The following is a 15,132-nucleotide window of genomic DNA, read 5'->3' as shown; positions in this document are numbered from 1 at the left end:
TTCAGCCGAAGGTGAATGCGAATGCCTGGACGCCGGGATCGAGGAAGCGGATCTCGAACGTATGATCGCCGACCGCGCCTGTCTCGCGAACCAGCTGGTAGAGACGCTGTCCGGTGACCGTGCCATAGCCATCGGCGTCGGTATCGACGCCATGCCCGTCTCCGGGCGGCTTGCCGTCGACCGCCACCTGGAAGCGCACCGGCTTGCCGTCTTCGCCCGGCCCGAGCACGAGATGCAGGTCGCGGGCATGGAAGCGATAGTAGATGCTGCCGTCCTTGTCGTTGAGCTTCGCCTGTTCGGCGCCGACAGTCCAGTTGCCCGTCAGGCCCCATTCGTTGAGGCGAGGCGTGGCGGCAACATAGGTATGTGCGGCATCGTTGACCGTACCCTTGTCATCGACGAAATTCTGCGAACGCTGCCAGCCGACATAGGTCTCCGGCGATTGCACGTCCGCCTGGTTCGATGCGGCTTCGGCGCCCGTTGCCTTCACATCGACGATATCGGACGAGACGTTCGCCTTGCCGGCCTCGGCGAGCAGCTGCTGGATGACCCGTTCCGAGCCGTCGTAATCTCCCTCGCCGAAATGATGGTGCCGCACCCGGCCCTCCGCGTCGATGAAATAATGCGCCGGCCAGTACTGATTGTCGAAGGCCCGCCAGATCGCATAATCGTTATCGATGGCGACGGGGTAGGTGATGCCGAGATCGTCGATCGCTTTCTTGACGTTGTCGACATTCTTCTCGAAGGCGAATTCCGGCGCGTGGACGCCGATGACGACGAGACCCAGATCCTTGTACTTTTCGGCCCAGGCTTTGACATAGGGAATGGCGCGGATGCAGTTGATGCAGGAATAGGTCCAGAAATCGACCAGCACCACCTTGCCCTTCAGAGCCTGCATTGAAAGCGGCGGCGAGTTCAGCCACTGCACGGCGCTGTCGAGCGACGGCATGGTGGCTTCGACGGGAAGCGCCTCGGCACCGCCCGCTTTCGGCGCGCCTTTCATCATCATGGCGTTCGAGCCGCTCATGGCCGGATTGCCGCTCATCATCATCTGGTTGTTGCCGCTCATCATCGCGTCGCCGCCCTGCATGAGGACCGAGGAACCGGAGTTGTCGGCCTGCTGTTGCTGCGGGTGCAGCTTGTCGATCAGGCCCTGCTCCAGAGTGCCGGTGCTGGCCAGCGATGCCTGCGTCAGGAAGCCGGTATCGGCCCCGAGCCCAATCGCAACCACAGCAACGAGAACGGCAATGCCAACGCCGCGGCGAACCCACTCGCCGGCGCCGAGCGACCGCTTCATCACTTGGTAAACGCGACCACCAACGAGCAGCGCCAACGCCAGCGACGTCGCTGCTCCCAACGCATAGGCAAGCAGCAGCAAGGTCGTGCCGACACTTGCGCCCTGCAAGGCGGCCCCGGTCAGGATCAGACCCAGGACCGGACCAGCGCAGGGCGCCCAGAGCAATCCAGTGGCAACGCCGAGAAGCAGAGAAGCGACAACCGTCGAGCCGCCGCTGCGGCTCCCCTTATCGGCAGACTGTGACAGGCGGGCGCCGAGCGCGACCAGCGGCCGTGTGAGGCGATCCGAGAGCGCCGGAAACAGCAGAACGATACCGAAAACGGCAAGCAGGACGAGCGCGGCGTAGCGGCCATACTCGTTCGCCTGTACCGCCCAGCCGCCGCCGATCGCGGCGAGGCTGGCGACGGCTGCGAATGTTGCGGCCATGCCTGCCAGCATCGGCAGTGTCGAGCGCATGAATGGCTGGCCCGCCCGCGCGAAGACGAAAGGCAGGACCGGCAGGATACAGGGGCTGACGATCGTCAGCACGCCGCCCAGATAGGCGAAGACAAAGAGGATCATGATATTTTCCGTTTATCAGGCCGAGGCCGGATGAAATTTCAATGCGATGCCGTTCAGGCAGTAGCGCAGGCCTGTCGGCTTCGGGCCGTCGTCGAAGACATGCCCGAGGTGACCGCCGCAGCGCCCGCAATGGACGGCCTCGCGGACCATACCGAAGGATGAATCACGCGTCGTGCCGACGACCTTGTTGTCGATCGGCGCCCAGAAACTCGGCCAGCCGGTACCGCTGTCGAACTTCGTCGTCGATGCGAAGGATTCCAGGTCGCACCCTGCGCAGGCAAAATTGCCCTTGCGGTGTTCGTTGAGAAGCGGGCTGGTGAATGGCCGTTCGGTCGCCTCCTTGCGGAGAACCGCATATTGGTCGGATGACAGCAGCGACTGCCATTCGGCATCCGAATGCGTGACAGCAAATGTCTCGTCGGCGTTTGCGCTTGTCGCCGATAGCGCCAGCCGCAAGCCGATGGCGGCCAGTCCCGTGTTCAGGAGCAGCATGCGTCTATTCAACATCTTCAGACCTCCTTGTCCGAAATTGGTCCTGTCTGCAGATAAGTACGGGCGCGGAACGCATTTTGTTACACGGCGAGACAGGAAAAGTGCTGGACACTCTGGGCAATTGATTTCGCGGATATCACTGGGACGTTATATCTTTTGAAATACGACGCTATTCCGCCCTTTCGTGGACGGCAAGCAGACCGCCGGTCATATTATCGCGAGCGGCCGTGAAGCCCTTCGCTCAGTTCCTGAAGACGAGGCAGGTGCCGTTGCTTTTCCGGATTTGCGCGCAGAGCTGATTGGCCTCGTCGCGGGTCTGACGGGCGATGCGCGTCACATAACGCGGCCGGAAGCCGAAGCTGCGGTCGCGCTGGCGCATGACCAGCGGCTGCTCGGCATTGAGCGGCGCCGGCAGCCGGCCGACGACTGTAAAGAACAGGCGGCGGGCAGCGTCCGGATTGGCATGGGCGGCGATCTGCACGCCCCAGGGCATCCATGTCCCCTCGGTCTGCCAGGCGGGCTCGCGCAGCTTGCGGCGTTCGGCAAGGGCAACACAGCTGTCGAGGAAGGTCTTGGTCTTGTCGAGCGCGGGTGCCGCGATTTCGGGCGCGCTGCTCTTCCAGTCGTCGACGCTGTAGGAGGTGATGCCGATCACATAGGCGCGGGTCTCGGATGGCAGGCTGCCGCCGGAGAGATAGTTCGACAGCCCGTTCTCACCGGCATTGTAGGCAGCGGCGGCGAAGCCGAGATTGCCGAACCGGTCGCGCAGCTCGCCGAGATATTCCGCCGATTTGTGCAAGGCTTCCAGAACATCGTAACTGTTTCTGAGACCCCGCAGCTTTGCCGTTCCGGGCATGAACTGGGCTATGCCCTCGGCACCCTTGTAACTCAGGGCGTCGGCCCGGAAGCGGCTTTCGCGCCAGATCAGCCGCGCGAAGAAATCCGGCGGCAATTGGAAATCCGCCGCCGATCGCTCGATGGCGCTGCAGAGATCGCGATTGAAGCTGTCCTTGCGGATGCAGAGCGTCTCGCCCGCGCCCTCAGCCGAGCGCGTATAGAGGCAGCCGGCGGGCGCCGGTCCCTGCACTTCTTCCACCGCCATTCCGGGATGTGCGAATGGCGTGGCGAGCAGGATACCCGCCGCCCATGCTGTCAAAGTCCTTCGCACCGAATGCTTTGCGGCCGTCATGTGGTTCCGGTGCGGAAGAGCCCGCGCCGCCATAGGTGGCTAATGTAGCCATACCAAATGCTTTGACGGCCGCAGTCAAGCGATAACCGGCGCCAGCGTCTCCGCCGGCGCCGATAACGGCGTCACTCTTAAGCAGCGCGGACCTTGCGGCTGCCGCGAGCCCATTCCGGCAGCCACTCGCCGTGGGCGACCAGGAGGTCATCGACCAGCGACCAGATCTGGTCGAGATCGAGTTCGGCGGCCGTATGCGGGTCCATCATCGCGGCATGATAGATATGCTCGCGATTTTCGGTCATCAGCGCTTGAACGGTCAGTTCCTGGACGTTGATGTTGGTCCGCATCAGCGCCGTCAGCTGCGGCGGCAGGGCGCCGATATAGGTCGGCTGGATGCCGGAGGCATCGACGAGGCAGGGAACTTCGGCGGCGCAATTTTCCGGCAGCGAGGTGATGCAGCCGTTGTTGCGGACGTTGCCGTAGATCACAGAGGGCTCGCCGGTCCAGACCGAGTTGATGATCGAGGAGGCATATTCCTTCGACTGCTTGACCTCGATGGTGTTGGCTGTCCGGTAGTTTTCGGCCTGGCCCTTCCAGCGCTCGATCTGCTCGATGCAGCGCTTCGGATATTCGTCGAGCGGGATGCCGAACTTCTCGATCAGGTCCTCGCGGCCTTCTTTGATGAAATAGGGCGTGTACTCGGCGAAATGCTCCGAACTTTCGGTGACAAAATAGCCGAGACGCGTCAGCATCTCGTAGCGCACCTTGTTCGGGCAGCGCGGGTTCCAGCCGGGCTTCGGCGCCCGGCCTTCGCGGTAGCCACGGACGAGATCCGGATAGAGATCGCGGTAGGAGCCGTCAGGCTGACGATGCTCGAACTTCAGATAGAAGGCCATGTGGTTGATACCGGCCGAGCGGTAGCGGATTTCCTCGTAGGGAATGTCGAGGTCATGGGCAAGCTCCATCGCCGTGCCCTGCACCGAGTGGCAGAGGCCGACCTGCTTGATCGTCGGATATTTCTCGGAGATCGCCCAGGTGTTGATCGCCATCGGGTTCACATATTGCAGCATGATCGCCTCGGGGCAGACGGCGAGCATGTCCTCGCAGATCTTCCAAAGATGCGGGACAGTCCGCAGGCCGCGCATGATGCCGCCGACGCCCAGCGTATCGGCGATCGTCTGGCGCAGACCGTATTTCTTCGGCACTTCGAAATCGGTCACCGTGCAGGGCTCGTAGCCACCGATCTGGAAGGCGACGACGACGAAATTGGCACCGGTCAGCGCCTTGCGCTGGTCCGAATAGGTCTCGGCCTTGGCGTTGACGCCGAGCGTCGAGATCAGCTTGTTGACGACGATGGCGCTTTCTTCAAGCCGCTGCGGATTGATGTCCATCAGCGCGATCGTGGCGCCCGACAGCGCAGGGCGCTGCAGGATATCGCCAACGATATTCTTCATGAAAACGGTGGAGCCAGCTCCGATGAACGTAATTCTGGGATTTGCCATATGAACCTCCGGCGTCAGGCAGTCAGGCTACCTCGAAAGCGGCTTTCACGAGCCGTTCGGTGTAGGCGGTCTTGGGATTGGTGAGAACTTCGTTGACGGGACCCTCTTCCATGATCCGGCCATGCTGCATGACGATCACACGATGGCAGAGGGCACGCACGACCTTGAGATCGTGCGAAATGAACAGGTAGCTCAGGCCACGCTCGTCCTGCAGCTTGCGCAGCAGCTCGATGATCTGCGCCTGGACGGAGAGATCGAGCGCCGAGGTCGGCTCGTCGAGCAGGATGAATTCGGGCTCGAGCGCGATGGCCCGGGCAATGGCGATGCGCTGGCGCTGACCACCCGAGAACTCGTGCGGGAAGCGCGAGAGAATATTGCCCGGCATGCCGGCCGCAATTAGTGCTTCGCGCACGCGGTCGAGACGTTCGGCACGGGTGGCACCAAGCTTGTTGACGACGAGGCCTTCCTCGATGATCTGGCCGATCGTCATGCGCGGGTTGAGCGACGAGAAAGGATCCTGAAAGACGATCTGCATGCGCGAGCGAAGCGGCCGCATTTCGGAGCGCGATTTGCCATGGATCGGCTGCCGGTCGAAATAGATCTCACCGGTATCCGGATCGTTGAGGCGCACCAGCGCCTGGCCGAAGGTCGTCTTGCCCGAACCGGATTCGCCGACGAGACCGAGCGTCTCGTGCCGGCGGAGCGTCAGGTTGAGACTATCGACGGCGACGAGCTCCTTCAGCTCCGGCTTGAAGAAGCCGCCATGGCGCATCATGAACGAGACGCGCACGCCGCGGGCGTCGAGAATGATATCCGATCCCTCAGGCAGCGGATTGGCCTGGCCGCGCGGCTCCGATGCCAGCAGATGCTTGGTATAGGGGTGCTGCGGATTGGCGAAGAGCTGCTCGGTCGTGTTGTGCTCACGCATCTCGCCATGCTGCATCACATAGACGTAATCGGAGAACTGGCGGACGACCGTCAGGTCGTGGGTGATCAGGATTGCCGCCATCCGCAGTTCCTTCTGCAGGTTGCGGATGAGATTGAGGATCTGCGCCTGCACGGTGACGTCGAGCGCCGTTGTCGGCTCGTCGGCGATCAGCACATCGGGATTGTTCGAAAGCGCCATGGCGATCATCACGCGCTGGCGCTGACCGCCGGAAAGCTGATGGGGATATTGCTGCAGGCGGATTTCCGGATCAGGAATCTGCACCTGCTTCAAAAGCTCCAGCGCCCGTGCCTCGGCCTGCTTGCGGCTGACCCTGTTGTGGACGCGGATGGCTTCGACGATCTGGCTGCCGATGGTATAGATCGGGTTCAGCGAGCTCATCGGCTCCTGGAAGATCATCGAGATCCGGTTGCCGCGCAGCTTGCGGCGGGCAGGCTCCGAGAATTTCAAAATGTTCTTGCCGTCGTAATCGACCGAGGACTGCGGGGCGACGACGGCCCGCTTGGACAAGAGCCCCATGACGGTGCGCGCCGTCACCGACTTGCCGGAACCGGATTCGCCGACGATGGCGATCGTTTCGCCGCGGTAGAGCTGGAAGGAAATGTCCTTCACCGCTTCCACGGTGCCGTGTTCGACCTTGAAATTCACGCCGATATTGCGCGCATCGATGATCGGCGTTTCGTCGCGGCCATCATGGTCGTGACGGACGGGCGGGGCGAAGGAACTGACGAGAGCGAGAGCCATCTGCATCACCTCAATAAGGATCGACCGCGTCGCGCAGACCGTCACCCAGCGCGTTGAACGCGAAGACGGTGACGAGCACGAAGCCGACGGGAGCAAGGATCCAGGGATAGGTCCCGATGACGGAATAGTTTGCGGTATCCTGCAGCATCAGGCCCCAGGAGATCAGCGGCGGCTTCACGGCAAAGCCGAGGAAGCCGAGGAAGGATTCGAGCAGCACGACGCTTGGAATATGCAGCGTCACGGCAACGATGACGTGGCTCATCACATTCGGGAAGATGTGCTGGAAGATGATGCGCCGGTCGGTGGCGCCGACGGCCATCGCGGCCCGCACGTAGTCGATGCGGGCGAGCGCCAGCGTCTTGCCGCGCACCTCGCGCGACATCTGCGCCCAGCCAAGCGCCGACATCACGAAGATCACGAAGGCGAGGAAGACGTTCGTCGGCGCGGTAATCGGGATCAGCGAGGTCAGCGCCAGATACAGTGGCAATTGCGGGAAGGCGAGCACCAGCTCGACGAAGCGCTGCACCCATACATCGAAGCTGCCACCAAAATAACCGGAGACCATGCCGACGGTGGTCCCGACGATGGTGACGATAAAGACGACGGTCAACGCGATCATCAGCGAGATGCGCGAGCCGATGATGGCGCGCGACAGCACATCACGGCCGAACTTGTCTGTGCCGAGGAAATGCACCGGCTCACCGCCGACAGTGCCGAAGAAATGCCGGTTGGCAGGGATCAGCCCGAGCAGGCGGTATTCCGCACCCTTGACGAAGAAGCCGAGAACACGCGGATTGTCGTAGTCGGGGCCGACGATCGGCTGGAAGGTAACGGGATCAAGCTCCTCGGAATCGCCGAGCGCATAGACCCGCGGCCAAACGAGTTTGCCGTCCTTGTCGTGGACGCTCATCATCTGCGGCGGCGCAAAGCCGACATCCGTCGCCTTCGGGTCCATCGGCGCGAAGAAGTCTGCAAAGATCGCCATGATGATCAGCAGGCCGACCAGGATCAGGCCCATCATTCCGGTCCAGGACCGGCGCAGGCGGCGCCAGACGAGCGCCAGGTAGCTCTCGTTGCCATGCGGCACGTTCTTGACGGTTTCCTCGTGCGGCGGTGGCGGGGAAGAGTCGAAAGCCAGCATCTCAGGCTCCTCCGTACTGACGGACGCGGGGATCAAGCAGCGCCAGCAGCATGTCGGCGATGATGTTGCCGACGATCAGCGTTGCCGAGAGAACCAGCATGAAGGTGGCGGTGACATAGACGTCGCCGATCGCCATGGAGCCGACGATGGCGGGGCCGACGGTCGGCAGCGAGAAGATGATCGCCGTCTCGATTTCGCCGGTGAGCATGTAGGGGAGAACGACACCCTGATACATGACTAGCGGATGCAGCGCATTCGGAACGGCGTGGCGCAACACGACGGCACTGCCGGACAATCCCTTGGCGCGCGCGGTCTCGACATACTGGGCGTTCAGCGTATCCAGCAGATTGCCGCGCATGACGCGCATGTTGTAGGCGAGGCCGCCGAAGGTGGCGATGGCAACGACCGGCCAGACATGGCTGACGAGATCCATGAATTTCGCCCAGGACCACGGCGCTCCGCCATACTGCGGCGAAAAGAAGCTGCCGATCTCGGTGACGTTGAACTGGAAGACCAGGAGATAGACGATGATCAGCGCCATCAGAAAGCGCGGCACGGTCATGCCGAGGAAGGAGATGCCGGACAGCAGGCTGTCGATCCACGTGTACTGGCGCGTTGCCGCCCAGATGCCGAAACTGATGCCGAGGATCGATGCGAAGATGTGGCAGACCAGGGCCAGCGCCAAGGTGCGCGGCAGGCGCTCGGCGACGACATCGGCGACCGGCTTGTTGTAGAACATGCTGTAGCCGAAATCGCCTTCGGTGATGATGCCCTTCATCCAGTTCACGTACTGGATGACCATCGGCTTATCGAGGCCGTGTTCGACGCGGTAGGCCTGGGCCTGGGCATCGGCTTGCGCGAAGGAAGCGCCGCTCTGATTGATCAGCTGCGAGCGGATGTAATCTGCGTAGTCGCCGGGCGGCGCCTGAATGATCGCAAATGTCACCACGCTCAGAATGAAGAGGACGGGGATCGCCGAGGCGATGCGCATGAGCAGGAATCGTAGCATCGGACGGTTCGCTTCTCCTTGCCGCCAGTCGCTCGTCTCTAGCGCGGCCGGCTTGTTGATTATGCCCGGCCGCGCGCAGCACGCGCGGCCGGAAGCTCATTCGGTTGGGAGGGAGCTCTTAGTTGATCGGACCCTTGTCTCCGGGCTTGCCGGGCAGCTGCTGCGGAAACAGCTCGTATTTGCCCTGCTTGTCGGCGGCCACCCACAGACGTTCGCGGATGACGGAGTCTTCAGCCCAGTTGAACATGAAGATCGGTGTACCCTGCGGGACGTTGGAGAAGCGCTTGTTGACGATCAAGGCGCCCGGATATTCCGTCAGACCAACGGTATCGACATTCTCGGTCGCGACCTTCTGATACTGCTTCATCAGATCGACGCGCTCGTCGTTGTTCTGGCTCGCCTGGAACTTGGTGACGAGATCGACCAGCTTTTCTTCGTATGGCATCAGATCGACTTTGCCGTCCTTGCCGGCGCGATGCTGCCAGCTGGTGCGTGGACCGATCGGAGCCAGCTGCTCGGTGTTCTGCACCACGGAAGCCAGTTCCGGAGTGTTGCGCTGGATCAGCCAGTCGAAGCGGCCGCCGTAATGGGCATCGTCGCGCTTCGGACCGTCGAGGGCATTGATGATGACCTTGATGCCGAGCTTTTCCATCTGCCCGACGACGCCTTCTGCAAGGCTCTTGTCGGTGGCGTAGCCGTTGTTGACCAGCAGCACGACCTCGACATCCTTGCCGTCGGCCGTTCCGGCCGGGAAGTTCACGAAGCCGTCGCCATCGGTATCCTTCAGGCCGGCCTTGGCGAGCAGCGCCTTGGCACCTGCCAGATCGTAGGGATAGTAGACCGTGGAATTGCGATCGTAGAAGCTTGTGCCAGAGGACAGGCCACCCGGATAGATCGCCGTGAACGGACCCTTGACCAGCGAGTCGCCGATGGCCTTGCGATCGACCGCCATGGTGACCGCCTTGCGGAAGTCCTCGTTGCGGTTCAGCTCGCGGATCGCTTCTCCACGCGCATCGGGATCGCCCCAGCCATTGGCGGAGAGGTTCATGCGCAGGTTATAGCCGATCAGGCGCGGACCGAAAGCGAGACGCGCCGGAGCGGTCTTTTCGGCGGCACGCTTCAGCGATGCCACGAAATTCTCAGGCTGTTCGAGGTTCGAGAAGTCGCCCGAGCCGGCCACCGCCTGAACGTCACGGTCAGCCCATGTCGAGAGCTTGTAGTGCAGCTCGTTGAGGTAAGGCAGCTGATTGCCCTTCTCATCGACCTTCCAGTAATACGGGTTGCGGCGCATGACGATGATATCGTCAGGACGGTATTCTACCGGCACCCAGGCACCCATGACAGGCATGTTCATGAATTCGGGCGGGAAGGCATTCTTGAACTGGTCGTAGGTGTTCTTCGAATATTTCGGGTGCTGCGGCTTCAGGATATGCGACGGGCCCGGGCAGAAGTTCGGGTAGGCCATCGTGTAGAGATACTGCTTCGGGAAGGCCTCCTTGAAGGTCCATTCCACCGTGTAGTCGTCCACCTTTGTGAGCGTCGTTCCCTCGCCGAAAGCCTCAGGCGATGCACCGCCGCCGAGCGGCGAGACGTTCGGGTCGACGACTTCGTCTTCCCAGTAGAACATGATGTCGTCGGCATTGAACGGCGCGCCGTCGGACCACTTGGCACCTTCGACCAGATGCATGGTGAGCTTGTGACCGTCGGCCGACCATTCCCAGCCCTTGGCCAGATTCGGCAACGGCTCGGTATCCTTGGCTTCCACCTGGAAGAGGGGTGCGGTGCGCGTCAGGCACTCGGAGAGGCCGATATCGATGCCGCCCCAGCCCTGCGTCTGGCCGGCGCCATAGTTCCAGCCTTCCGGACGGCCGCCGATGACGTGACGCATCGTGTCGCCATAGACGCCGATGCCGTCAGGCATGTTCGCGGTCTTGAAGACCAACGGCTCCTTCGGGAGACGATCCTTGACGGCCGGAAGCTTGCCGGTATCGACAAAGTTCTTTTTGACCCAATCCGGCTCGTTATAGGAAGGAAGCGCCTTGAACTCCTCGATGGAGTCTCGCGACACGTATTTTATCTTGCCTTCCGCCGGAAACGGCGGCGGCGCTGGCGGCGTGGTCGGCTCGGAAGCGTAGGCATTCAAGGCCGCGACTGAAACGCCAAGCGCCAGTCCAGCCAGGATGCCGATCTTACGGAAATTCGTCATCGTCTCTCCCTCTTGTTCCGGAGCGCTTGCAGGCGTCTCCGCTTCTCCTCTAGGAATGATGAAGCAAGCCTTGGCGCGGCGGCCTTCCTCCCGAAGGACCGCCGCGGCTTGCCTCACCGGAAAATCAGACCGCCTGCTTCAGCGCCGCCTTTTCGGCGCGAAGCTCTTCGATCGAGCGGACGTTGCGGCGCGCAGCCCCTGCCCATTCCTTCGTCTTGACCTTGCTGTTGGCCAGACGCTCCTTGGCGGCAGGCACGGCATGCGCATATTGCGGCAGCCAGCGGGCCTGGGCGACGACCATCTCATCGACCATCTGCCAGACCTCTTCCGGCGTCGAGACGGCGCCGACCAGAGGATCGTGCAGAACGGCAAGCTTCAAGAGATCGATGTCGCCGGTCACGGCCGCATGAACCGACATGCGCTGGACATTGATCGATGCCATGCAGGTGGCGGCGCAGGCTTCCGGAACGGTGATGCCCGAGACCATGTTGATGCCGAACCGATCGACGAAGCCGGGCGACTCGATGATCGCGTCGGATGGCAGGTTGGTGATGACGCCATTGTTCTTGACGTTGAAGTGGCCACGATACACCCGGCCGGTTTCCAGCGCTTCAAGAATATGGCTCGCATGCTCGTTGGAGCGCTTGGCCGGATCGATCGGCTTCTCGGCCGAGGCGAGGAACTGCGGAAACTCAGTCTCGAACCAGTTGCGGGTCTCGGTCGAGTGGCGCAGGTAACCGCCGGTCTCGCCGTGGATCCAGTCCGACATGTCGATCCACTTGGTGATCTCTTCCGGCCGCTTGCGGTACCAGGGCAGGTATTCCGACAGGTGGCCATTGCTTTCGGTCGAATAGACGCCGAAGCGCTTGAGCACGTCGATGCGCAGCTTTTCCTGCTGCGAGAAGACCGGATGCGCCTCGAAGGCGGCAACCAGCTCGTCCTTGCCGATCTTGCGGCCATTGAGCTTCAGATCGACGAACCATGTCTGATGGTTGATGCCGGAGCAGATGTAATCGAGCTCGGAGAGCGACTTGGCGCCGAGCACTTCGGCGATCTGTTCGGCACCATGCTGGACGCCGTGGCAGAGACCGACCGTGTCGACCTTGCCATACTCGATCGCCGCCCAGGTGTTCATCGCCATCGGGTTGGCATAGTTCAGGAATTTTGCGCCCGGCTCGGCAAGCTCGCGGATATCCTTGCAGAAGTCGAGAATGACGGGGATGTTGCGCTGGCCATAGAGAATGCCGCCGGCGCAGATCGTATCGCCGACGCACTGGTCGATGCCGTATTTCAGCGGGATGCGGATATCGTCGGCATAGGCTTCCAGACCGCCGACGCGCACGCAGCTGATGACATAGCGCGCACCGGAGATCGCCTCGCGGCGGTCGGTCGTCGCCGTCACCTTGGTCGGCAGCTTGTTGGATTCGACGATCTTGTCGAGGATCGCCTTGATCATCTGGAGGTTATGTTCGCTGAGATCGGTCAGCGCGAATTCGATGTCCTTGAATTCAGGCACGCACAGGATATCGGTAAACAGCTTCTTGGTGAAGCCGACGCTGCCTGCCCCGATGATAGCGATTTTGAAACTCATGTCCTTCACCTCGGTCCGATCGAATGTTACGTAGAGAGAAGACAAGGGAGAACCAGGCCGCATGTTTGCACATGCAGGTGAAAACCACTGGAATTAAAACCTGTATTCCTCCCGGCCGTTCGTCCGGCCGCGATCTCTTCCTCTTATGCGAAGGGATTATGCGCATATTCGGCAGGGCGGCCAGAGAAGGATTATGCTTTCGAGGGTAATTTTGTGCTGCACGATTTGATCGCCAACGGACAGGCCATGCGGACCGTTTCGCTGCCCCGCGGACGCCAGAGGCTGCACGCCATGCCGACCAGTGCGGGCTACGAAGTTCGCGAGAACGAGACCTATGACTGGGACGGCCGCAAGCGCGGCCAGACGCCGTTTACGGTGCTGCAGCACACGATCAGCGGCAGCGGCCACCTGCGTTATCTGAACCGCAACTACAAGCTCCAGGGCGGCGACACGATGATGGTGCTGGTACCGCACAATCACCGCTACTGGCTCGAGAAGGGCGAGCGCTGGGAGTATTTCTGGATCTCGATGAATGGCGACGAGACGCTACGCATCCACAAGATGGTGCTGGCGCTTGCCGGCCCGGTGCTTAAACTGCAGCAGGCAACCATCGATCATCTTGCGGATTGCAGCCTGCGCCTGGTCAAGGGTGCAACGACCCCGGGTTCGGCTTCGGCCATCGCCTACGAGGCGGCGATGGCGCTCTATGACGACGTCTTCGGTTCGCCGGCCTTCATGGCCGAGCAGAGCCTGATGCAGCCGGTGATCGACCATATCAACCTGTATCTGGAAAAACCGCTCCCGGTCAGCGAGCTCGCCGCCATCGTCGGCCTCAGCCGCGCCCACTTCTCCCGCAGCTTTTCCGAAAGCGAGGGCATACCACCCGCGGAGTATGTCCTGCAGCAACGTCTGCAGCGCGCCGCCAAGCTGCTCACCAAGGCCGACTTCCTGCCGGTCAAGGAGGTGTCGATCATGTGCGGCTTCGAGGATGCTAACTATTTCGCCAAGGTCTTCCGCCGCGTCTACGGTATCACACCCACGGAGTTCCGCACCACCGGCATGTATGCCAGCATCGGCCGCAGCCGGTAGGGCGCTATCCCGGATGTGATCGGCAAACCGCTGTCGATCCGCACCCGGTTTGTGATATGCCCTGCCCATGGACACACAAACAGACTTCGACTGCCAGACATGCGGCGCTTGCTGCTCGTTCTCGGCCGACTGGCCGCGCTTCTCGACCGAGTCGGATGCCGAGCTCGATCTGATACCGCTGAAATATGTCGCAGCCGATGAAGCGGGAATGCGCTGCGAAGGCAACCGGTGCTCCGCCCTGGTCGGCGAGATACGGTCGAAGACATCCTGCGCCATCTACGCCGTGCGGCCGCATGTCTGTCGCACCTGCAGCCCCGGAGACTTCGAATGTCTCTCCGCCCGCGAATTTTTCGGCATCGGCAACTGAGCTTGAAAACCGCCGGCGCTGGCGCAAGCTGCTAGAAATAGATCGACATGATCAGATCCTGATCGAAATCGCCGAAACCCTTGCCGAAGATGTTCATTCCGCCAGGATTGTCGGCCTTTTCGTCGATGCCGATGCGGAAGCGGATCGAATGATGGTCGGCGATGCCAAGCGAGGCAATGGTCTGGGTCGAGACCATGGCGCCGTCGATCCAGGTGCCGGTCTCGTCGATCGTCCAGGTCTTCAGCTTGCCGTACTGCGAGCCCGACAGCTTCCACCAGGCCGGCGAATACATGCCGCGGCGGTCGCCGAAATCGCCGGGCGAGGTCCAGTGCCCGGCCTTGATACCATTGACCCAGATGGAGATGTCGGACGGCCAGTTGGCGTTGGTGGCCGGCGTTTCGGAGCTGAGTTCGGCTGAGAACTCCACCTTTCGGATCTTCTTGCCCGAGACCTTGGCATTGTTCGGGAACTTGTATTCGACATAGCCGCGGGTGAACCAGAGAAGTGCCGCCTGCATGCGCTGCGGGTCGAGGAAGACTTCCTGCACATCGAGCATGCCGATGACATTGTTGACCGAACAGAGGCCGCAGGGCGCACCCACCTCGAACTCGGTGAAGAGGCCGATCGGCATGCTGACGGTCACCACGTCCTCGCTCGCCTTGGTGCCATTGGCGCCAAAGCGGATCAGGATCTCGTCATAGATGCTGGAGCAGACCTTCTGGTTGCCCTTGCTCGCCTTCATCGTCTGCGTCTGGATGAGGCCCGCCTGCTCGAGCGCCTTCAGATTGGTCGCCGTCGTCGATTGCGGCAAGCCCATCTGCGCCGCGATGTCGTTGACATTCAGCGGCCCCTTCTGGCGCAACAGGTTGAGGATCTCGATCCGCGTCGGAGACCCGAGTGCCTGGACGACATCGGCGTCCCGCATCGGATCGACGGTTAGAAGCTTAGTCTCCATATGATAATACTGGTTCTCCAGTCTTTCTTGTTGGTTTCAGCTGATATCA

The 15,132-nt window shown here is 61.7% G+C and carries 12 protein-coding genes; 2 read left to right on the top strand and 10 right to left on the bottom strand.

Translation table 11 applies throughout. The features are described 5' to 3' along the window. Position 1: 1 nt before the first annotated feature. From AC1DNK_RS13705 to melA (AC1DNK_RS13665), 9 genes are all read right to left on the bottom strand, one after another. Positions 2-1,858 carry a cytochrome c biogenesis protein DipZ gene (locus tag AC1DNK_RS13705; protein ID WP_477941595.1) on the bottom strand — a complete coding sequence of 619 codons (1,857 nt, stop codon included), beginning with the start codon at positions 1,856-1,858 and terminating at the stop codon, positions 2-4. Between the two features lie 15 nt (positions 1,859-1,873). After that, a complete protein-coding gene (gene msrB, locus AC1DNK_RS13700) occupies positions 1,874-2,365 on the bottom strand; it encodes a peptide-methionine (R)-S-oxide reductase MsrB (RefSeq protein ID WP_112388657.1) in 492 nt (163 codons plus the stop codon). Between the two features lie 226 nt (positions 2,366-2,591). Continuing rightward, entirely contained in the window at positions 2,592-3,452 is an 861-nt protein-coding gene (locus AC1DNK_RS13695; protein ID WP_477941812.1) for a lytic transglycosylase domain-containing protein, read from the bottom strand. A 215-nt stretch (positions 3,453-3,667) separates the two neighbouring features. Next, positions 3,668-5,035, bottom strand: a complete 1,368-nt coding sequence (gene melA, locus AC1DNK_RS13690) for an alpha-galactosidase (protein WP_477941594.1) — start codon at positions 5,033-5,035, stop codon at positions 3,668-3,670. A gap of 22 nt (positions 5,036-5,057) precedes the next feature. Next, a complete protein-coding gene (locus AC1DNK_RS13685; RefSeq protein ID WP_477941593.1) occupies positions 5,058-6,725 on the bottom strand; it encodes an ABC transporter ATP-binding protein in 1,668 nt (555 codons plus the stop codon). A gap of 10 nt (positions 6,726-6,735) precedes the next feature. Further along, positions 6,736-7,866: an ABC transporter permease gene (locus AC1DNK_RS13680; RefSeq protein ID WP_477941592.1), complete on the bottom strand. Its 1,131-nt coding sequence runs from the start codon at positions 7,864-7,866 to the stop codon at positions 6,736-6,738. 1 nt (position 7,867) lies between these two features. Beyond that, the gene (locus AC1DNK_RS13675) at positions 7,868-8,875 is read right to left on the bottom strand and encodes an ABC transporter permease (protein ID WP_112514527.1); all 1,008 of its coding nucleotides are present in this window, start codon (positions 8,873-8,875) and stop codon (positions 7,868-7,870) included. Positions 8,876-8,993: 118 nt separating this feature from the next. Next, positions 8,994-11,081: an ABC transporter substrate-binding protein gene (locus AC1DNK_RS13670; protein ID WP_112515236.1), complete on the bottom strand. Its 2,088-nt coding sequence runs from the start codon at positions 11,079-11,081 to the stop codon at positions 8,994-8,996. A 124-nt stretch (positions 11,082-11,205) separates the two neighbouring features. Beyond that, entirely contained in the window at positions 11,206-12,672 is a 1,467-nt protein-coding gene (melA, locus tag AC1DNK_RS13665; RefSeq protein WP_112597146.1) for an alpha-glucosidase/alpha-galactosidase, read from the bottom strand. 213 nt (positions 12,673-12,885) lie between these two features. Here melA (AC1DNK_RS13665) and AC1DNK_RS13660 point away from each other — a divergent pair, with 213 nt between their 5' ends. Both AC1DNK_RS13660 and AC1DNK_RS13655 read left to right on the top strand, forming a co-directional pair. Beyond that, complete coding sequence (locus AC1DNK_RS13660) at positions 12,886-13,761, top strand: AraC family transcriptional regulator (protein ID WP_477941591.1); 876 nt, start codon at positions 12,886-12,888, stop codon at positions 13,759-13,761. A gap of 67 nt (positions 13,762-13,828) precedes the next feature. Next, a complete protein-coding gene (locus tag AC1DNK_RS13655) occupies positions 13,829-14,128 on the top strand; it encodes a YkgJ family cysteine cluster protein (protein ID WP_112444142.1) in 300 nt (99 codons plus the stop codon). Positions 14,129-14,159: 31 nt separating this feature from the next. Here AC1DNK_RS13655 and AC1DNK_RS13650 read toward each other — a convergent pair whose 3' ends face one another. Next, a complete protein-coding gene (locus tag AC1DNK_RS13650; protein ID WP_112388666.1) occupies positions 14,160-15,083 on the bottom strand; it encodes an ArsR/SmtB family transcription factor in 924 nt (307 codons plus the stop codon). Positions 15,084-15,132: the final 49 nt, after the last annotated feature.

This window comes from Rhizobium sp. 01N424 (assembly GCF_056399485.1).
This window is presented reverse-complemented; position numbering and strand designations above follow the sequence as displayed.